Raw genomic sequence first — 20,617 nt, forward strand, 5'->3', positions numbered from 1 at the left:
CACATCTGCAAGTTGTGTAAAGCATCACGTTGCGCGCCATAAAAACAAAACGGCGTTGGGCTGCCTGCATCCATTGTGCTTTGCCATCAATATGGCCATTTGTGGATTCGCCATGGGTGCCGAAGCCCCCGCCGCGGTAGCGGGTGAGGCGTTCAATACCTTGTTTCTGGAAGGTTCATCGGCGGTCGATCTGCAACCCTTGTTGAATGCCAACAGCGTTCTGCCGGGCCGATATCGCGTTGACGTGTTCAGCAACGGCACGCTGGTCGGTCGTCGCGACGTTGATTTCGCTGCCAACCCGCTCAACGGCAAAGTCGAGCCACGTATCACCCTGGAATTGTTACAGCAGTTGGGCGTAGACATGCGCAAACTGCGTGAGCAAGGCCTGGTTGACGAGCAACGGCCGGCCGATCACTACGATCTTGCGTCGATGATCGAGCAAGCCAGTATCAGTTTTGACGCCAACCGCCTGCGCCTCAATATCAGCGTGCCGCAGGTCGCGATGGCACGTGGCATGCGCGGCTATGTTGACCCAGAACTTTGGGACGATGGCGTGGCCGCCGGGTTCATCAACTATCAGTTGAGCAGCACCCGCAGCAAAACCGATTACTCGACGCAAATCTCCAATAATCTGGGGCTGCGCAACGGCATCAACTTCGGTGCCTGGCGTTTGCGCAACGAGTCCAATCTGAGCAGTGCCACCGGCCGGCCCAATCGGTTTGTCAGCAACCGCACGTTCATCCAGCGCGACCTCACGGCGATCAAGGGGCAACTGAGTGCGGGGGAAATATTCTCCGATTCGGATCTGTTCGACAGCGTGCGCTATCAAGGCGTCAAGGTGGCGTCTGATGAAGGCATGCGCGCAGACAGTGAGCGCGGCTATGCGCCGATCATTCGTGGCGTGGCTGAAACCAATGCGAAGATCGAGGTCCGCCAGGATAACTACATTCTTTACACCACCAACGTGCCGCCGGGGCCGTTCGAGATCAGTGATATCTATCCATCGGGCTCCAATGGTGATCTGGAGATCACCGTTGTCGAAGCGGATGGTCGGCGCAAGGTCACCCGGCAGGCGTTCTCCGCCTTGCCGACGATGGTGCGTGAGGGTCAATTGAAGTACAGCCTGTCGAGCGGCAAATTCAACAACAACAGCGAAGGCTACGACAAGCCAGCCTTCCTGGGCGGTACTTTCGCCTACGGCTTGACCAGCAACCTGACGGGCATTGCCGGCATTCAGGCCAGCAACGGTTTCAAAGCGCTTTCCGTCGGTGCGGCGAAGAACACGTCGATTGGCGCGATGTCACTGGACCTCACGCAATCGTCCAGCAAGGCATTCGGTAAAACGACCCAGGGCAGCAGCGTACGCGCGCTCTATGCAAAGACCTTCACCGGCACCGATACCAGCTTCACCCTCGCCGCCTATCGTTATTCGACCGAGGGTTACCGCACGCTGACCGACCACGTTCAGGACACCAGCACCGGCGCTACGCGGCGCGCAGGTAACGCCAAAACCCGTACCGACCTCACGGTCAACCAGACCCTGGGCGAAGCGCGCCAGTACGGCTCGCTGTACTTGAATGCCAGTGATCAGCGCTATTGGGATCGCGGTGGTTCGCGCAGCTTTTCTGCCGGTTACAACAATAATTGGCGCGACCTGAACTACAACATCAGTTTGAGTAAAACCGAAGAGTTCGGCGCACGCGGTGACACCACTCACGACACCCAATTGAGCGTTTCGATTTCATTCCCACTCGGATCGACACCTCGCGCACCTCGCGCCTATATTTCCAGCAATCATCAGAATACCGGCACCAGTACACAAGCCGGGATCAATGGTTATCTGACTGAAGACAGTGACACCTACTATTCCGTACAGACCGGGCGCAGTGTGCAAGGTGATCGCTCTGGCTCACTGAGCCTGAGTACCCGTACAGCGATGGGTGATCTTGGATTGGGCTATAGCCGAGGCAGCGGTTATGAATCACAGAACCTGAGCGCGGCCGGATCAATCGTGGCCCACGCGGGGGGCATCAACATGGGCCAGACCGTCGGCGAAACATTCGCACTGGTCGCGGTGCCTGGCATGTCAGGGGTAGAAGTCAGCAGCTACTCCGGCGTAAAAACCGGCCTCAACGGCTATGCCGTCGTTCCAAATGCACAGCCCTATCGCGTGAACTGGGTGACGTTGGATACACGCAATCTCGGCGGTGAAATCGAGTTGGACAACGCCACTCAACAACTCGTACCGAGACGAGGTTCAGTCGTGCTCGCGCGCTTCGAGGGCAGCAAAGGTCGACGGATCCAGTTCGAACTCTACGATGCCGAGGGCAAACCCCTCCCATTCGGAGCCGTACTGATGGACGCCGATGGTAAACAACTGGCGCTTTCCGACCCCACCGGCAAGGCGTTAGCGCTTGTTACCAAAGATCAAGGCATCATCACAATCAAGTGGCAGGGCAAGAGTTGCCCCGCCCCTTACAAGCTGCCAGAAAGGCTAAAGGATTTGAACTATGAGCATTACAGGCTTTCTTGCTCAACCAGCGTAGACACATCGAAATAACACGTTCAATTCGTCAGTCTTAAACGACAAGGCTCTGATTTATTCAGAGCCTTGTCGTTTCTGGAGCTCCCTGTTACGACCAAAAACCCTTGTGCGGCTCAGCCGCCTCGCCCTCCAGCATCGGCCCCAACACACTGACCTTGCGCTGCCCCTTGGCGAACACCTCGCGGCACGGCAGCGAGAACGTCGGGTTCTCCGGATGGTCACCGGTCAATCCCAGTAACGCATGCTCCGACAAGGCATAAACCACCCGCCCGATGCCCGTCCAATACACCGCGCCGGCGCACATGCAGCAAGGTTCGGCGCTGGTATATAGCGTGCACAATTCCAGCTCTTGCGGCGACAGAAGTTTTGCCGCTGCTGCGGCCGCCACCAACTCGGCGTGCTGAGTCGGATCGCCTTCCGGTGGCATCGAATTGTTCCCGGCTTCAACAATCACCTTGCCGTTGCGATCGGCCACCAATGCCGCGAACGGATGGCGACCGCGTTGCTTCGATGCCTCGGACAAGGCGATGGTCTGGCGCAGCAACGTCAGATCAAGCTCGCTGACGCCGGCCGGGATGAGCTGAGTGAATTGATTCATGGGTAACTCCTGGGCAGTGGAAAACAAACAGTCAGTCGGCCAGTTCAGCGCCGATGGTTTCAGTGGATTTTTTATCGTTGTTGAGCAGGATGTTGAGGACGATGGCGGTGATCGCACCGAGGAAAATCCCGCTGTCGAGCACCAGTTTCAGGGTCGGGCCGGCGTGCTCGAACAGCGCCGGAAAGGACATTGGCAGCACGCCGACGCTCACCGATACGGCGACGATGATGCCGTTGCGAGTGCCCTCGAATTGCACCCGTGACAGTTCCTGAATCCCCGCCACCGTGGTCATGCCGAACATCACGATCGCGCAGCCACCGAGCACTGGCGTCGGCACTGCGGCGATCAACGCGCCGAGTTTCGGGAACAAGCCCATCAGCACCATGATTGCCCCGGCCGCGGCCACGACGAAGCGGCTTTTCACGTTCGAAAGCGCGATCAAACCGGTGTTTTGAGTGAAAGCGTTGTAGGGAAAACTGTTGAACAAGCCACCCAGCATGGTCGATAGGCCATCGGCGCGGAACGCGTTGCCGAGGGTCTGTTGCGTGGTGGCTTTGCCGGTCAGTTTGCCGATCGCCAGACAGTTGCCGGTGGTCTCGGCCATGATCACCAGCATCGCCAGGGTCATGATCAGAATCGGCACCGGCGCGAATTCCGGGGCGCCGAAGGCCATCGGCGCACTCAGCTCAAACCACGCCGCTTCGCTGACCCGACCGAAGTGAGTCATGCCGCAAGCCGCTGCGATCAGGCTGCCGACGAACAGACCAATCAGCACGCTGAGGTTGCCAATGAAACCCTTGAATTTGGCGTAGATCAGCAACGTCACGCTGACTGTGGCCAGGCCCAGCAACAAGTTCGCGGGATTGCCGAAGTCCGCCGAGTCGGGATTGCCCCCGCCCAGCCAGATCGCCGCTGCCGGCATCAGCGAGATGCCGATAATGGTGATCAGACTGCCAATCACCACCGGCGGAAAAAACCGCAGCAAGCGGCTGAACACCGGTGCCAGAGCAATGGTGATAAAGCCTGCCGCGATCACCGCACCGAAAATCTGACTGAGGCCGAATTCCTTGCCGATCATGATCATCGGCGCCAGGGCTATGAACGAGCAGCCCTGAATCAGCGGCAGCCGCGCGCCGAACTTCCAGAAGCCAAGGGTTTGAATCAACGTCGCCACACCCGAGGTCAACAGGTTGGCGTTAATCAGTAAAACGATCTGCGCCGAGGTCAGCCCCATGGCATTGCCGAGAATCAGCGGCACTGCCACCGCTCCCGCGTACATCACCAGCACATGCTGCAAGCCAAACGTGAACAACTGTCGCAGTGGCAAAACCTCGTCCACCGGATGAATGCGTTGTGTAGTCATTTCACACGCTCCTGAAGGTGCGGCATCTGTTGAGATCGCGGGCATGCTCAGGGGCGCTTGAAAGTCAGATCCGCCCCGGAGATCGTTTGACGCGGGGCCATAGTTGAACGTTTATTACGATGAAACAAATTAGCAACCATCGTTTTTTTCGATGGCACAATCAGGCATTCGTTAGCCACTCCAAACCTTTATTTTCGACCCGGGAGTTCACCGCTTGCGCTTCTCACTCGATCAACTGTTGATGTTCGTCCAAGTGGTCAAAAGCGGATCGTTTTCCGCCGCCGGGCGCCAACTGGGCAAGACCCAATCGACCATCAGCGCGGCGATTGCCAACCTCGAAACCGACCTTGGCGTCGACCTGTTCGACCGCAGCAACCGCAGCCCTGCCCTCACCGCCAGCGGCCACAAATTGCTGGTGCAGGCCGAAGCCGTGCTCGAACGCTGCATGACCTTCGAAGCCCACGCCGATTGCCTGTCTGACAACGTCGAAACCAGCCTGACGCTCGCCATTGAAACGCCGTACGGCCCGATCATGCCGGTGCTCAAAGCCTTCGAAGCCGCGTTCCCCTTTGTCGACCTGATCATCCGCCATCCGGTGTATGGCGACGTCAGCGAACTTGTCAGCAGCGGCGAAGCGGTACTCGGTGTGGCGTTTTCGCAGCCCGGCTACCCCAAGGAACTGGCGTTCCAGCAACTGGGCAAACTGATCATGCTGCACGTCTGCCACCCCGAGCATCCACTGGCGCAACTCGACAACGTCACCTTCGACGACCTGCACGTCCATCGCCGCCTGGCCTTCAGCGCCCACGCAAGCAAACTGCCAAGCAGCGAATACCTGCGCTCGACCCAGTTGTGGCAGGCGGAGAGCTATCTGGCGTTATTGGAAATGGTCCGCGCCGGGCTCGGTTGGGCCACCCTGCCCCGCCAGCTCGTTCAGCGTGAACTGGCCAAGGGTGAGCTGGTGGAACTGCAGCTCTCGGCGTATCCGCATACGGACTGGCAGATCGGTGTGGATTTGTTGTGGGCGCGGCAGCGACCGCTGGGCAAGGCCGAGCGGTCGCTGAAGGAGAAATTGCAGGGCAACAAGGTGTATGAGCTGGACCGCAACGGACAGATCACCACACTTTGACGGGGGGGACAAAGAGGCCCGCGAAAGCGGGCCTCGATTGCAGGCGTTGTTACTACGCCAGTCTGACTGTTCCAGTCTGAGCCTGGTGCTCAGGGCGGATCTTGAACCAGATGGAGTACATCGCCGGCAGGAACACCAGCGTCATGATGGTGCCGACGAATGTGCCGCCGATCAGGGTGTAGGCCAGCGTCCCCCAGAACACCGAGTGTGTCAGGGGGATAAAGGCCAGGATGGCCGCCATTGCCGTCAGCAGTACCGGACGTGCACGTTGCACCGTGGCCTCGACAACGGCGTGGAACGGGTCCAGCCCTTCCAGCGTGTTGTGATGGATCTGCCCGATCAGAATCAGCGTATTGCGCATCAGGATCCCCGACAGCGCAATCAGACCGACCAGCGCATTGATGCCAAACGGCTGATTGAAGATCAGCAGCGTCGGCACCACGCCAATCAAGCCTAGCGGTGATGTGAGAAAAACCATGATCATCGCCGCGATCGAACGCACCTGCACGATGATGATCAGCAACGTCATGGCGATCATGATCGGCAGCAAGGGCAAGATCGCCTTGCCCGCCTTGCCGGACTCTTCGATAGCCCCCGCCTGCTCGATCCGGTAACCGGAGGGCAGTGTCTCGATGATCGGCTGCAACTGCTTGAGGATCACGCTCGAAACATCCGGTGGCTGCAAACCTTCGGCAATGTCGCCACGCACAGTGATCGTGGGTGTGCGATCACGGCGGCGCAGAATCGGGTCCTCCATGCGCACATCGACCTCGCCAATCTGCGATAACGGGATGCGTTGTCCCGACGCGCCGACCAAAGTGAAACCCTTGATCTGCGCCGGGTCGAGCCTGATATTGCCCGCCGCACGCCCGACGACCTGCACAGAACGAATATCCTCGCGCACCGCCGTGATCGGCACTCCGCTCAGCAGAAACTGCAGTTGCTGGGCGACCGCATTGGAGGTCAGCCCCACTGCCTGCAGACGGTCCTGATCGAGACTGAAATGCAAGGTCGGGGTCAGCGGCCCCCAATCAGTGTTCACCGTTCTCATCATCGGGCTGTCTTGCAGCACGCTCCGGACCTGCTCGGCGATATCGCGCAGCTTCACCGGATCAGGGCCCATCACACGGTAGGCAACCGGAAACGGCGAATACGGACCGAACACAATTTGCGTGGCCCTGACACGGGCTTCCGGCGCGAGTCCTTCGGCAACTGCTTCGCGCAGCCGGAATTTGAGGGTTTCGCGTGCTTGCTGACTGTCCGTCAGCACCACGATTTTCGCAAACGAAGGGTCGGGTAATTCTGGCGCCATCGCCAGGAAGAAACGCGGCGCACCCTGGCCGATATAGGCCGTGACGATTTTGGCCTCATCCTGCTTTTGCAACCAGGCTTCGACCTTGGCGGCCGTGGCGCTGGTCTGCTCGATCGAGGTGCCGTAGGGCATTTGCACCTCGATCATCACCTCGGGGCGGTCAGAGGTCGGGAAGAACTGTTTCTTCACCAGCCCCATGCCTGGCACGGCGACGAAAAACAGCGTGACCACCGCGCCTGCTACTAACCATTTGCGGGCGATCACCGCGGTCAGCAGCCGACGGAAACGGTTGTAATTCGGCGTGCTGTAGATCGCCGCGTGGCCACCTTCGACCTTCTTGATGTCCGGCAACAATTTCACGCCCAGATACGGGGTGAACGCCACCGCGACGACCCAGGAAGCGATCAATGCGATGCCGACGATCCAGAACATGTTGCTGGTGTACTCGCCGGCAGTGGACTGGGCAAAACCGTTGGGCAAAAAGCCTATTGCCGTCACCAGCGTACCGGACAGCATCGGCGCCGCCGTATGGCTCCAGGCATAGGCAGACGCCTTGATGCGGTCGTAGCCCTCCTCCATTTTCACCACCATCATTTCAATGGCGATGATCGCGTCATCGACCAACAGCCCGAGCGCGAGGATCAATGACCCGAGGGTAATCCGATCAAAGTTCTTGCCGGTGGCGGCCATCACCACGAACACTATCGTCAGGGTCAACGGCACAGCGGCAGCGACCACCACGCCTACTCGCCAGCCCATGCTGAGAAAGCAAACGAGCATGACCACCAGCAGCGCGACAAAAAACTTCACCATGAACTCGCCGACAGCGGAGTCGATATTGACTGCCTGGTCGGTGACTTTGGACAGCGTCATGCCCAATGGCATTTCCGTATTGATCCGCGCGGACTCGGCATCCAGCGCCTTGCCCAGATCGAGACCGTTCCAGCCCTCGCGCATCACCACGCCCAGCAACAGCGCGTCTTCACCGTTATTGCGCACAAAAAAAGTCGCCGGATCTTCGTAACCGCGTTCAACCGTCGCCACATCAGAGAGCTTGAGTGTGCGCCCCTGCACGGAGACCGGTGTGTCGCGAATTTTTTGCACCTTGTCGAAGGCACCGTCGAGGCGCAGAAAAACCTGCGGCCCATTGGTTTCGATGGAGCCGGCGGGCGTCAGCACGTTCTGACTGTTCAGCGCGGCGAAGATGTCCTGCGGCGACAAGCCGAGGGTCGCCAACCGGTCATGGGAAAACGAAACGTAGATGCGCTCGGCTTGCTCACCGATGATGTTGACCTTCTTCACCCCCGGCACGTGCAGCAGACGCTGGCGCATGGCTTCCGCATCACGCACCAGCAAGCGCTGTGGCTCGCCTTTGGCTTTCAAGGCGAACAGCGCAAAGGTCACATCGGAAAATTCATCGTTGACCATCGGCCCGATCACACCGGCCGGCAACCTGATGGCTTCATCGTCGAGTTTCTTGCGTGCTTGATAAAACTCTTCCTGCACTTGCGAGGGCGGCGTGCTATCGAGCAACGACACCATCGTGAACGCCAGTCCAGGGCGTGTGTAGGTTTCCGAGCGGTCGTACCACTTGAGTTCTTGCAGGCGCTTTTCAAGGGGTTCGGCGACCTGATCCTGCATCTCTTGCGCCGTCGCACCGGGCCACGTGGTAATCACGGTCAACTGCTTGACCGTGAACGGTGGATCCTCCGCACGCCCCAGTTGAAAGAACGACAAAGTCCCCGCAACGGCAATCAGAAAAATCAGGAACACCGTGATCGCCCGCTCGCGCACGGCGATGGCCGAAAGGTTGAAGCGTCCCTGGCTCATGGACGACTCCCGGCCGCGCTGGCTTCGCTCTGCTGCGGCAATCGTACTTCTTCGCCATCGCGCAGCAGATGGGCGCCCAACGCTACAACCTGCTCACCGGCAGTGAGGTCGCCGGCGATGCGCGCCGAATCATCGCTCACCCCCAGCACCTGAACCGCTCGCCAAGTCACCTTTGCCGGCGTTCCGGCGATCACCCACACACCGGGTCCTTTGCCTGGGTCGTAAACGGCAGCGATGGGGACTTGTAGCGCTTGAGTCTGGGTGGCGCCCTCGGCAATGCTGAGGGTCACGGTCGCACCGATTGGCGCATTGGCCAGCGGCCCTTCGAGCACATAGCGCGCTTCGAACGTGCGCGTTGTGCGGTCTGCCGAGTCCGAAAGCAGCCGCAGTTTTGCCGTGACAGCCGCTGAATTCATGCCGTAGAGGCTGGCTTGCGCGGTGGAGCCGACAACCGGGCGCAGGGTTTCGGGCAGATGCACGATGGCTTCGCGTTGCCCTGCGCGGGCCAATCGCACCACCGGTTGTCCCGGACTGACGACTTGTCCCGGTTCAGCGAGTGTTTCCACCACCACGCCGTCCGCATCAGCGACCAGCAGCGCATAACCCGAAGCATTGCGGGCCACGTCGGCCTGCGCTTGCGCGGCGTTGAGCTGCGCCTTTGCCGTCTCCGCGGCGGCTCTGAACTGATCGTAGGCTGATGCCGATATGGCGCCAACGCCGACCAGTTTGCGATAGCGAGCCTCATCGTCGGCTGTCTGTTTGGCGCTGGCGCGAGCAGCTATGACCGCCGCCTGCTGCGCCCGCGCTTGCAGCCCGAGGTCGACCGGGTCGAGACGCATCAGCGGCTGCCCTTGCTTCACGGCCTGTCCTGTATCAACCAAGCGTTCGAGCACCTTGCCCGATACGCGAAAACCCAGGTCGCCCTGAACGCGCGCCGCGACCACTCCGGTGAAAGAACGAGCGACATCGGGTGACGCCTGAACAGCAGCGGATCTGACCAGCGGCGCCTGTGTGCGGGGATCTGCACCGCTGGAAGACTCGCCACAGGCGCTCAGGGCAAGAGGCAACAAGCATGCGGCAATGGGGAAAGGTCGGAGCCGGCGCATAGGTTCCCTTACTGAGGAATAGGATGATCATCATATTCTCCGACCCGTGACCGAAATCGTCAATGGTCACATCTCAGGAAACGACTGCATCCTGACCAGCAGCAATATAGGACTGTCCATCGACTGACTGGCCCGACTCGCTATTGTTATGGTTACCTGGCATCTAGACTTGCATATAGCCATTCATTTATATGACCAATTCTGATAATGGTCACTTCCAGTTAAATGTATAGCTCGCCCGCCACTCATGTGCAGGGAACAGGAAACTTGATAAGGGGGGGATGTCGCCTTGACTCGAATCGCCTGAAAACTTTGCTCAGCGGTGGGTCAAGGCATGAGGCTGCGCAGGATGAGATTGGTGGTCAGCGTGGGCGCTTGCTCGATCAGATCCAGATTGTGTTGCAACAGCAGTGGGTTGACGAAAGGTCGCAGCGCCAGATTGATCGCCTCGACAGTCTCATCCAGCGGGGTCTTACGCTCGAACTCCCCCGCTTCTCGCCCGTGACGCACAATGTCGAAGATAAAGCCCTTGATTTGCGCTTCGTACACCTGGGCACTGTTCCAGCGTTCCGATGCAGAAAACGCCGCGATGTCGTAGAGCTTGCGATCGTTGAAGAACAGATCCACACCTGTGGCGATCACGGTTTTCACCAACCTGCGCAAGCGCTCGGTCGCTGAAAGCGCTTCTGCGTTAACCGCTTGTTCGACGGCTGCAGCGATTTGGCCCAGGCAGTTGGCGCAAATGGCCTCGCCAATCGCCTGCTTGGAATCAAAGAATTTATAGATGTACGCCTTGGAAAAACCGATGGCCTTGGCCAGGTCGGAAACCGTGGTTTTACCGTAGCCGTATTGGCTGAAGTGCTCGTTGGCCGCGGCGACAATCTGGTCACGAATGTCGTGTTCGGCGGGGCCACGAGTGCTCGGCGAGGAGGCAGATAGGGATGGCTGATTCATGGGGGCAGCTTACTCACCCTATGAATGACTGACAACTCGCCGAGCATTGTTGAACGTGTTACACCACGGCGGCTTCAACCGCTCTGGAACGCCACGCAAATCCCAACACCATCAGCAGCCCCAGGCCCGCCATGGCCGCGCCGGCCAGGGAGATCGCCGGATAACCCAGCCCGCTGCTGATCACCGCGCCGCCCAGCGCCGCGCCAATCGCGTTGCCGAAGTTGAAGGCGCCGATGTTCACCGCCGAGGCCAGATTGGGTGCGTCCTTGGCCGCTTCCATTACACGCATTTGTAACGGCGGCACCAGAGCGAAGCTGGCGATACCCCAGATCAGGATGGCCACGGCGGCTGGCAGCGGCCAACGCATCAGTACGGTGAACGCCAACAACACCAGAATCAGCACGCTCAGCGAGACGATCAGGGTGCGATCGATCGAGCGGTCAGCAGCCTTGCCGCCCCACATGTTGCCCAGCGTCAACCCGACACCGTAAAGCATCAGCATGGCGGTGATGTAAGCAGTGGACGCATGGGTCTCGCTGCTGAGGATCGGTGCGATGTAGGTGAAGACGGTAAACATCGCGCTCGAGCCGACGACGGTCAGGGCCAGCGCGGCGAGCACCGGGCCGCGCCCCAATACCCGAATTTCCGCCATGACACCGACGCTTTGCGGCGCCCGCACGTTGGGCAAAGCGAACCACAACGCAGCCATGGTCAGCACGCCGAGGCCGGTAATGCCCCAGAAAGCCGTCCGCCAACCAAACATTTCGCCAAACCAGGCAGCCAGCGGCACACCGCCGATGGTCGCCAGGGTCAGGCCCATGAACATCGCCGCAACCGCCCCGGCACGTTTTTCCGGGGCGACCAGGGTGGCGGCGACGACGGAGCCGACGCCAAAAAAGGCACCGTGGTTCAGTGAGGTGACCACCCTGGCGACCATGAGGCTGTAGTAATCGGTGGCCAACGCTGACATCAGATTACCCAGGGTGAAAATCGCCATAAGCCCGATCAGCAGATAGCGCCGGGGAATCCTGCCGGTGGTCAGGGTCATCAGCGGTGCGCCGAGCAATACGCCCAGCGCATAAGCACTGACCAGCAAACCGGCAGCGGGAATGGAAACGCCCAGATCCGCAGCGATACCCGGCAACATGCCCATGGGGGCGAATTCTGTGACGCCGATGCCGAAGGCACCGATGGCGAGTGCAACAAGTGGTGGATTGATACGCATGGAAAGCTCCTTATCTATGCCGCCAATGCTACGATCCCGTCTTTTCAGGCGGTAGATAGCATTTTTGGCAATCACCTTTGCGCAGGAGGCACAAGTGGATTTCAACGGCAGATCAGGTGAAATGAGCGTATTCACCACCGTTGCGCAGGAAGGCAGCCTGTCGGCCGCCGCGCGTGCACTGGGCCTGACACCCTCGGCAGTCAGTCGGATCATCGCGCGCACCGAGCAACGGCTTGGCACCCGCCTGCTGTTGCGCACCACCCGAGCGATCACCTTCACCGCCGAGGGCGAAGCGTTCCTGCGCGGCGCCCGACGAATCCTCGCCGACATGGATGAAGTCGAAGAAGCCATCGCCGATCAAGGCGTGCCCAAGGGGCGACTGCGGGTCAGTGCCGCCCTTGGCCATGGACGGCTGGCCATCGTTCCCTTGATCGCAGCCTTCAGCGCCCGTTACCCGAACATCGTCGTCGACCTCAACCTCGGCGACGAAGTGGTCGACATTCTTGGCGGGCAAGCCGACGTCGCGGTGCGCTTCGGCCATCTGCCCGACAGCCCGCTGACCGCACGCAGGATCGGCACCACCGGCCAGGTCGTGGTGGCATCGCCGAAGTATCTGCAACGCCACGGCATCCCTCAGGAACCGGAAGACCTGCTCCAACACAACTGCCTGCGCTTCAATTTCAAGCGTGCCGAACCCAACTGGCCATTTATCCGCGATAGCAAAGCGTTTGCCCTGAAGGTCAGCGGCAACATCGAATGCAGCAGTGGTGAAGCGCTGGCGCAATTCGCGCGAATGGGCGCCGGCATTGCCCGTATCGGGGAGTTCAGCGTGAGTGAGGATCTGCAGCGCGGCAAACTGATTGCGCTGCTGGAAGCGTGGAACCCGGGGGACCAAGAACCGATTCATGCGGTATTCGTCGGTGGCACGGCAATGCCGGCGCGGGTGCGGTTGTTCGTGGACTTCTTGGTGGAACATCATCGGATGTCAGCCGAGACTTAAGCTGATATTTGCGGATATTCGTGATGTTGAATTCAACACATGTCGGCCTGGAGAGCGTGGATCAACTTAAATACCCTATCGCTCCCAGAGACTCAATCAAACGCACCAATGCCGGCTTGTCGGCTGGTTTTTCGCCGATGCAACACACATCTGGGTCGCTGAGAGAGCACCAAACCGACACCGGATCGCCTACCTTCAGCCCGTATGAGGCTTTACGCAGAGTTGCAGTTGACCAAGCGTCAATGGTTTCGTTGAGAGACTTGTGAAACCGCTTCCCGTTGGCGCTATAACTGAAGCTCATGAACTGCGCTCCAATCCACGTCCCCTCACTCCCCAGAAACGTTACGTAGCCTTGTACCACTTGCCCCACAGGTACATCGCCAGCGCTCATCAATTATCTCCTGAGAATGTGCCCGACATGCCGGGACGACGCGATCATCCATGTTCCGCTGCCAACATTGACCTGAACTGAGCAATGCTCTCTGAAGATAGCCCGGCATCTTCAAACACTGCGCAGGTGAAGCTGACGGGGCGGTGCCTGGAGCAGTACAGCCAATCCACCCTGCGAACGAAACTGCCCCATAGCAGGAGCAAAAAACCTGACGTCGATCCCGTAAAACGGGGAAAGCATACTCTCAGTCCGCAAACCGGGTGTCAGTTTCAAACCCACGCGAGCCATCAGCCAGGATCCTCCATGAATGCCCGTAACATATGACGACAACAAACAGACATCAAGGGCAGCTTCGGGCCGTTTTCAGTCGCTCAGTGAACGCTAAATTGCCATTCCCCCTCCAGTGCCCCCAGACAGGAACCTGACCCAGTCATTTCAATGGGGCAGAGCTGATCAACGCCTTCGGCTCCAAATACGCACTCATCCCCCACCTGCCCATTTCGCGCCCAAGGCCTGAATGCTTGAATCCACCGAAGGGCGCACGTGATTCGTGGGCCAGGGTGTTGATGAGCACGCGCCCCGCATCGATCTGACGAGCGACGTTCATACAACGTTCCGAGCTTTTTCCCAGCACCAGGGCGCTCAGCCCATAGTCCGTATCGTTGGCAATGCTGATTGCATCGGCATCATCCTCGTAGGGAATGATTGTCAGCACGGGGCCGAAGATTTCCTCACGCGCGATGCGCATCCGGTTGTTGGCATCAGTGAAGATCGTGGGCTTCACGAACCATCCGGCATGCAAGCCTTGCGGGCGACCTTCGCCACCCGCCAGCAACCTCGCGCCTTCTTCCTGGCCGGTACGGATGTAGCGCTGCACCCGTTCCCATTGTTTCTGGCTCACCATCGGACCGATGTCGGTGTCGGTGTTACGCGGATCGCCCGATCGGATCTGTGAGACGCCCTCCTTCGCAATGCGCTCGAACTCTGCCAGCCGGCGGCGCGGCACGAGGATGCGAGTGCCTGCGATGCAAGCCTGGCCGCTGTTGAGAAATCCGGCTTGCAGCACCAGCGGCATGACTGCCTGGAAATCCGCATCGTCAAGTACGACGGTGGGCGACTTGCCGCCGAGTTCAAGCGTCACGCGCTTCATGGTGTCAGCACCGGTTTTTACCAGGTGTCGCCCGATAGCGGACGAGCCCGTGAACGAGATCTTGGCGACATCGGGATGTCGCGCGATTTCCTCACCGACCACATCGCCTCGCCCGTTGACGATGTTGAATACACCCGGTGGCAGCCCCGCTTCGTGCAACGCCCTGACCACGACCTGCGTCTGCAATGCGCTCATCTCGCTAGGCTTGATGACGGCGGTGCAGCCTGCTGCCAGCGCGGTGGCCAGCTTGTTGCAGATGAAGCCTGCATTGCTGTTCCAGGGCGTGATCAGACCGGTCACGCCCACCGGCGTCAGAATGACCCTGGCCATGCCGACCTGTTCCTCGAAATCGAATGCCTCCAGTGCATCGATTGCCTGCGCGATCACCTCGGCCGGATAAGTCGCCATCCAGCGCCCGCGAACCGCAGGTGCGCCGTACTCCACGAGGATGGCTTCCAGCAGCTCCTCCTCCCTTGCCGCCATGGCCCGGTGCATGCGGTGCAGTGCCGCAATGCGCTCCTCCCGGCTGGTACGGGCCCACGCCGGGAACGCAACCTTGGCGGCTGCGATCGCACGCTGTGCGTCCAGTGCGTCGCCCAGCCGAACCTGGCCGATGACTTCCTCGGTACTCGGGTTATGAAGATCAAACCATTCCTGACCGTGTGGAAGGACGAACTCGCCGTTGATGTAGATATGTTCAATGCGTTGCATGGCGACTCCTCGCTCAAAAACGGCTCGCCTGAATCGAGCCTCTGTGAAGGAGTCTAAGAAGGGTTCATTATTCCGATAAGCCATCCTTTGGCTGATGAAGCATCCTTATATTCAGGACAATCCATGCACAGAACAGCAATGACCGAGCTGGAAGTGGTACTGGCCGTGGCGCGCCGCAGCAGTTTTCGCGGCGCAGCACAGGAGTTGGGCATGTCCACCACCGCCGTGAGCAGCGCGGTGGCCGGCCTGGAAGCTCGCCTGAAAGTGCGCCTGTTCAATCGCTCCACGCGCAGCGTTGCCCTCACCGACATCGGCCAACGCTATGTGGCACGCATCGCACCTGCGTTGGCACAGATCAAAAGTGCCGGCGAGGAAGCCAGCGCCGGCCCCGATGAACCCAGCGGCACATTGCGCATCAATGCACCGCATGGCGCGGCCTACCTGCTGTTGGATCCGCTATTGAAGCAGTACGCTCAGCGCTATCCCGATGTGCGCATCGACATCGTCAGCGAATCAAGCATGGTCGACATCATCGCCGGTGGCTTCGACGCCGGGATTCGTCTGGCAGAGTCTGTGCCGCAAGACATGATTGCCGTGGCACTCTCAGGTGACATCCGCATGCTTGTGGTGGCCACGCCCGAGTACCTCGAACGCCAAGGCGTGCCCGAGCATCCGCGAGATCTGCTCACCCACCGGAGCATCGGCATGCGCATGGCCCATGGTGGCCTCTACCAGTGGGAATTGGAGTGCGATGGCCAAAAACTGCAGATGGATCTGCCGGTGTGCTTCGCGTCCAACGAGTTGCTGGCCATCAAACAGGCCGTAGTGTCGGGCCTCGGCATTGGGTTCATTTCCGAGTGGTTCATCCAGGAAGAACTGGCGAGCGGCGCCCTGGTGCCGGTGTTGCTGCCGTGGTGCCCGTCGTTTGGCGGGTTGAGGCTCTACTACTCGGGCCATCGCTTCGTGCCGGCGCGATTGCGCGCACTGATTGAACTGGCGCAGGAGTTACGGCCCACTGTGGTTTGATCTGGGCTGAGTTGGAAATAGTTGACCTTTACCGGCAGCCACTAATGTTTAGCTTTAACAGTTGCACTTTAAACTTATTGAGGTGCGACAATCTCACATCCCCGTAGAGAACTCAGGTGGATGTTTGATTGCAGTTCGTATCGTACGCAAGGCGTCATTGTATTGGCAAAGAACATGCAAAACCCAATCGGCACGTGCGCGGATGCGCATATCATTTTCATCTGAAGGGCACTCACTGTTAAACATTGATTCAACGTTTCTTATAATCAGTTGCTCAGGCAAATACAGGATCCGGCTATTTTTATAGCTTGAAGCACGTAATTCGGTAATTGGGTAGGCTCCCCCAAGTCCAGCCGAAACGCCAACTAGAAGCGCGGGCTTATGTCCTAGTTCGCTGAACCCTGCGTACAAAAAGAAGTTCTTCAGGGCCGGGCAAGCCATGCCATTCCACTCTGGGCTAATCACGATCAATGCTGTTGCTTTTTTGAGGGTGGATTGCTGGGCACTCCAGGCTTTCTGAGTGTCTTCTTCTGGCCACAGCGGTAGCGGACTCGACGCCAGATCTATCAGTTCGCTTGAGTCACAAAGCTCAAGTGCTTCTAACCGCTCGCGCAGATAATGCGCAACTTTGATTGATTGACTGTTGAATCTATTCGATCCAGACAGCAGAACGATATGGCGACTCATTGTGCGACCTTCTGTTTAGCTTCACTTACCTTGGGTGCCGTGCGATGGGAGCGAACGATTGGCCAGAACAATTCTTCTTTCCAGGTTATCGGTGACAAGTGTTCGATACCGTATGCTGGCGGACGCCTACGGGTAATTTTGGCTGTTCCGAACAACACATCCCATAAAAATAACAGGTTACCGAAATTACCTTTGTAGTGAGTCACGCCATCCTCTGCAGTCAAACCGTGATGCGCAGAATGAGTGGATGGAGTGGAAATGGTTCGCTCAAGAACCCAGATGATCGGCCGTAAAGCGCGAATGCGATAAAGTTTGTCGTCCCACGCAACATTGCTGTGTGCGGCGAAGATCACAGTCATTTTTATAATCAAATAAACATAATAAACGGGTGCGAGCCCCAGATAAATCAACACGCCAGATAGCCAGATGCCCGGCATCAAGAGATAGTAGAAACTATTGTTGCGGTAGACGATGCGAATGCTCATATAGGGCGCGGAATGATGTGCGCGATGCAATGCATAAAGAGCAGGAATACGATGCGTCAGGCGATGCCACCAATATTGGGTCATGTCATCCAGCAGTAGAAACAACGCAAATCCTGCGATCCATGGAATAGAGGTCAGTGCGCCCTTCATTTCCGGGATGGCGTGATTTAATATCAGACCACTTAGCCACATGACTAAAGGAAATGTGACCATCACTAATATACCGGAGCCGACGACTTCAATGAGTACGTCACGTTTACTACCTGACGACTGACGAAGCGAGGAACAGGCAAGTTCCAGTAAAATGAAGGAGAGGAAAATCCCGGCTACTATCACTGCGGGGTTATTGACGAGCATTGTTGTATTCATGGCACTCTCGATTTAGGCCCTTCCGGGCAATGCCCTTTCATTAGAAACCTGCGAGCAAGTCCTCCCAATGCGCGAAATGGACAAAATTGAGCTAGAACCGGCCAACCGCGCCCCCCAACGCTTTCATCGCGGCAGGCTGGGCCAGGTATTGGAGCGCTTCCTTGATAGCCAGGTTGCCCGGAAGAGTACGGATTACAACCTGATCGAACTGGATCAACTGTGGCGCGAAGCGGCACGTATCGATCCGGCGATCGGATTAAAATTGTTCGCGCTATTCACCCCCCAGGACTGGCATGTCTTGGCTTATCTTTGCTTGTACAGTCCAGATATTTTGTCAGCCATGCACCTTTGGGCCCGTTACGCACCTCTTGCCTCGGACACAGACAATGTCAGGTTGGTTAATGACGAAAACGGCGTCGGAGTCGAATTGAACGTTGATGCGCCAGGAGAGTTGGCGCGGTATGTCGTCGAACACTACGGGGTGATGTCCATAGCGCAGTTACGACGAGGTACAGGACACAATGTGCAGCCGATTTTGGCAAAGTTCACTCATTCGCGTCCGTCGTATTACAAGCAATACACCGAATGGTTTGGTGATCGTGTTGAGTTTGATTGCTCGATCAACTGCTTCTATTTTCATGCTCGAAGCTTAAGCCTGCCAATGCAAACCCGTCATCACGGGATGTTGGAATTATTAACGCAGGAGCTGGATCGACGGATCGCCGCGCATCGGAATTTCAGCGGTTGGTCAGCCAAGGTTGCTGAAGGAGCGCGACGATCTCTAGCGAGACGTGAAACTCCCAATCTGGAAAATCTGGCGAAGTCGCTGCACCAGACGCCAAGGACCTTGCGCAGACGGCTGGAAGAACAAGGTACAACCTTCAGACAATTGCTCGATCAGATTCGCGCAGAATTGGAAATGCATCTTGAATTGCAGGGAGAGTCATTAACGGAGATTGCAGCTCAACTAGGTTACAGCGATTTGACGGCGTATCTACACGCCCGAAGCCGATGGCGTGACATGAAATAAGGTGGCGGCCAGAATTTTTCGTAACGGCAGTGCGATCTCAAAAATTCGCCTCATCACGCGCGAGTGATTTCTCTCGTGCAGTTTCAACCCTGCGCCAAGCGGGCATCAAACTTCGCATTGTTCACCCCCTCCACCTCTCAACATCGGCGTGATTCAAGCCAGAGATTCCAACTTGTCGTCACAGACGGCAGAGCGCCTGAGTTCCAGGATCGTGCGTTCATGCACTGCTCCCCACTCTCGCATCGCACTCACCAATGGCGCGAGTGAGTCACCTAACGCTGTAAGCGAATACTCCACTTTGGGTGGCACCTCGCGATAGATTTCGCGATGAATCACCCCGTCAGTCTCCAGCTCTCTCAGCTGGAGTGTCAGCATCCTCTGCGTGATATCTGGAATCAGCCGACGTAGCTCGTTAAAGCGCTTCGTGCCTGACATCAGGTGAAAAAGTATGAGCGATTTCCATTTTCCACCAATGACATCAACAGTGAAGGCGACGGGACACGCGAAAGCCTCAATCTCATCCTGAGGGTTACATTTTTTCACTGTTATCACCTTGGTATAAAAAGTGTGCCTACCGCACAAAATTGTGCGTACTTACGTCGATGTGCTGCAAAAGTTAGCATGCTTCCATGTTCACCACGATGGAATCTGCCAGATGAGTTTGTTGTTATCACCCTATGAAATTAAGGGCCTCACCCTGAAAAACCGGGTCGTCATGTCCCCTATGTGCATGCACATGGCGGCGGATGATGGCTTCGTGACTGACTGGCACCGCGTTCATTACGGAGCTCGTGCCCTGGGTCAGGCAGCACTGATTTTTCCCGAAACGCTGGCGATTCAGGCTGACGGTCGTATTGGAGCCGGTGACCTTGGCATCTGGAGCGATGAGCACGTTGCCGGTTTGAAGGCGCTAACAGAATTGCTTCACGGCTTTGGTGCAAAAGCCGGCGCTCAAATCGGCCATGCGGGGCGCAATGCTGACCTGCCCGGTCTGATTCACATCGCGCCATCGGCGATTCCATTTACGCAAACCAGCCCCGTTCCTCGCGAACTCGCGGCTGATGAGATTCCGGCTCTGGTAAAGCTTTACGGCGATGCCGCACGTCGCGCCAGCGAAGCGGGCTTCGATGTGCTTGAGATCCATGCCGCGCACGGCTACTTGTTAAGTGAGTTTCTCTCGCCGCTGGCTAACACTCGCGACGACGAATATGGCGGTGATGCCAAGCGTCGTTATCGCTTCCTGCGCGAGGTACTGGAAGAGGTTAAAACTCATTGGGGGGATCGCCCTCTATTTGTTCGCATCTCCAGCTCTGATTACGCCGAAGGCGGAAACACGCCCGAGTCGTTCCTCGAATATGGTCGCTGGATGAAAGCTCAGGGCGTTGACTTGATCGACTGCAGTTCCGGCGGGGTCAAGATGGTCAAGGTCGAGACCTACCCGGGTTACCAGGTGCCGGCCGCTGAATTACTGCGTAAGGAATTGCATATTGCGACAGGCGCTGTGGGGGTGATCCAGAGTGGGCGTCAGGCTGAAGAAATCTTGCAGAACGGCCGAGCTGATCTGGTGTTTGTCGGGCGGCAAATGCTCCGAGACCCATTCTGGGTTCGCACCGCTGCAGATGATCTTAAGGAAATCATCGAGATTCCTACCGCCTACACACGTTATGGATCTGTCTGGCTTGATACCAAAGCCTGATGCCTTTGTT

The 20,617-nt window shown here is 58.0% G+C and carries 17 protein-coding genes; 6 read left to right on the forward strand and 11 right to left on the reverse strand.

The features are described from left to right. The first annotated feature begins 91 nt into the window (after window positions 1–91). A complete protein-coding gene (locus tag AB4N74_RS09680; RefSeq protein WP_460101104.1) occupies window positions 92–2,560 on the forward strand; it encodes a fimbria/pilus outer membrane usher protein in 2,469 nt (822 codons plus the stop codon). Window positions 2,561–2,633: 73 nt separating this feature from the next. On the opposite strand, the gene AB4N74_RS09685 is transcribed toward AB4N74_RS09680, so the two are convergent. Together AB4N74_RS09685 and AB4N74_RS09690 are read right to left on the reverse strand one after the other, a co-directional pair. After that, a complete protein-coding gene (locus AB4N74_RS09685) occupies window positions 2,634–3,143 on the reverse strand; it encodes a nucleoside deaminase (RefSeq protein ID WP_008077533.1) in 510 nt (169 codons plus the stop codon). Between the two features lie 31 nt (window positions 3,144–3,174). Further along, window positions 3,175–4,506: a nucleobase:cation symporter-2 family protein gene (locus tag AB4N74_RS09690; RefSeq protein WP_093431549.1), complete on the reverse strand. Its 1,332-nt coding sequence runs from the start codon at window positions 4,504–4,506 to the stop codon at window positions 3,175–3,177. Between the two features lie 214 nt (window positions 4,507–4,720). Between AB4N74_RS09690 and AB4N74_RS09695 the strand changes: the two genes are divergently transcribed. Next, window positions 4,721–5,635, forward strand: coding sequence for a LysR family transcriptional regulator (locus AB4N74_RS09695; RefSeq protein WP_460099713.1), 915 nt, complete (start codon window positions 4,721–4,723; stop codon window positions 5,633–5,635). Window positions 5,636–5,687: 52 nt separating this feature from the next. Here AB4N74_RS09695 and AB4N74_RS09700 read toward each other — a convergent pair whose 3' ends face one another. The 4 genes from AB4N74_RS09700 to AB4N74_RS09715 all read right to left on the reverse strand — a co-directional run bounded on the left by AB4N74_RS09700 (window position 5,688) and on the right by AB4N74_RS09715 (window position 12,062). Next, window positions 5,688–8,777 carry an efflux RND transporter permease subunit gene (locus AB4N74_RS09700; RefSeq protein WP_460099716.1) on the reverse strand — a complete coding sequence of 1,030 codons (3,090 nt, stop codon included), beginning with the start codon at window positions 8,775–8,777 and terminating at the stop codon, window positions 5,688–5,690. Next, window positions 8,774–9,883, reverse strand: coding sequence for an efflux RND transporter periplasmic adaptor subunit (locus AB4N74_RS09705; protein WP_460099719.1), 1,110 nt, complete (start codon window positions 9,881–9,883; stop codon window positions 8,774–8,776). The genes AB4N74_RS09700 and AB4N74_RS09705 overlap by 4 nt, the downstream gene beginning before the upstream one ends. 327 nt (window positions 9,884–10,210) lie before the next feature. Next, on the reverse strand, window positions 10,211–10,837 hold the full coding sequence (locus AB4N74_RS09710; RefSeq protein ID WP_257355139.1) for a TetR/AcrR family transcriptional regulator: 627 nt from the start codon (window positions 10,835–10,837) through the stop codon (window positions 10,211–10,213). Window positions 10,838–10,895: 58 nt separating this feature from the next. Then, window positions 10,896–12,062 carry an MFS transporter gene (locus tag AB4N74_RS09715; RefSeq protein ID WP_093431536.1) on the reverse strand — a complete coding sequence of 389 codons (1,167 nt, stop codon included), beginning with the start codon at window positions 12,060–12,062 and terminating at the stop codon, window positions 10,896–10,898. 94 nt (window positions 12,063–12,156) lie between these two features. Here AB4N74_RS09715 and AB4N74_RS09720 point away from each other — a divergent pair, with 94 nt between their 5' ends. Next, window positions 12,157–13,062 (forward strand): LysR substrate-binding domain-containing protein, encoded by a 906-nt coding sequence (locus AB4N74_RS09720; protein ID WP_460099724.1) that lies wholly within the window; start codon window positions 12,157–12,159, stop codon window positions 13,060–13,062. Between the two features lie 61 nt (window positions 13,063–13,123). Here the strand turns inward: AB4N74_RS09720 and AB4N74_RS09725 are convergent, their stop codons facing one another. After that, window positions 13,124–13,453 (reverse strand): hypothetical protein, encoded by a 330-nt coding sequence (locus AB4N74_RS09725; protein ID WP_095126000.1) that lies wholly within the window; start codon window positions 13,451–13,453, stop codon window positions 13,124–13,126. Between the two features lie 430 nt (window positions 13,454–13,883). Continuing rightward, complete coding sequence (locus tag AB4N74_RS09730; protein WP_460099727.1) at window positions 13,884–15,314, reverse strand: aldehyde dehydrogenase family protein; 1,431 nt, start codon at window positions 15,312–15,314, stop codon at window positions 13,884–13,886. A gap of 123 nt (window positions 15,315–15,437) precedes the next feature. On the opposite strand from AB4N74_RS09730, the gene AB4N74_RS09735 reads away from it, so the two are divergent. Continuing rightward, window positions 15,438–16,340, forward strand: a complete 903-nt coding sequence (locus tag AB4N74_RS09735; RefSeq protein ID WP_175559576.1) for a LysR family transcriptional regulator — start codon at window positions 15,438–15,440, stop codon at window positions 16,338–16,340. A gap of 93 nt (window positions 16,341–16,433) precedes the next feature. Here AB4N74_RS09735 and AB4N74_RS09740 read toward each other — a convergent pair whose 3' ends face one another. Both AB4N74_RS09740 and AB4N74_RS09745 read right to left on the reverse strand, forming a co-directional pair. Further along, window positions 16,434–17,027 carry an NADPH-dependent FMN reductase gene (locus AB4N74_RS09740; RefSeq protein ID WP_093431523.1) on the reverse strand — a complete coding sequence of 198 codons (594 nt, stop codon included), beginning with the start codon at window positions 17,025–17,027 and terminating at the stop codon, window positions 16,434–16,436. Beyond that, entirely contained in the window at window positions 17,024–17,881 is an 858-nt protein-coding gene (locus AB4N74_RS09745) for a sterol desaturase family protein (RefSeq protein ID WP_093431520.1), read from the reverse strand. The genes AB4N74_RS09740 and AB4N74_RS09745 overlap by 4 nt, the downstream gene beginning before the upstream one ends. A 67-nt stretch (window positions 17,882–17,948) precedes the next feature. Between AB4N74_RS09745 and AB4N74_RS09750 the strand changes: the two genes are divergently transcribed. After that, entirely contained in the window at window positions 17,949–18,911 is a 963-nt protein-coding gene (locus AB4N74_RS09750; protein WP_093431517.1) for an AraC family transcriptional regulator ligand-binding domain-containing protein, read from the forward strand. 153 nt (window positions 18,912–19,064) lie between these two features. Here AB4N74_RS09750 and AB4N74_RS09755 read toward each other — a convergent pair whose 3' ends face one another. Next, window positions 19,065–19,454 carry a winged helix-turn-helix transcriptional regulator gene (locus tag AB4N74_RS09755; protein WP_093431515.1) on the reverse strand — a complete coding sequence of 130 codons (390 nt, stop codon included), beginning with the start codon at window positions 19,452–19,454 and terminating at the stop codon, window positions 19,065–19,067. A 112-nt stretch (window positions 19,455–19,566) separates the two neighbouring features. Between AB4N74_RS09755 and namA the strand changes: the two genes are divergently transcribed. After that, a complete protein-coding gene (namA, locus tag AB4N74_RS09760; protein WP_099759174.1) occupies window positions 19,567–20,607 on the forward strand; it encodes an NADPH dehydrogenase NamA in 1,041 nt (346 codons plus the stop codon). The last annotated feature ends 10 nt before the right edge of the window (window positions 20,608–20,617 follow it).

The sequence above is a fragment of the Pseudomonas sp. H3_C08 genome (assembly GCF_054669455.1).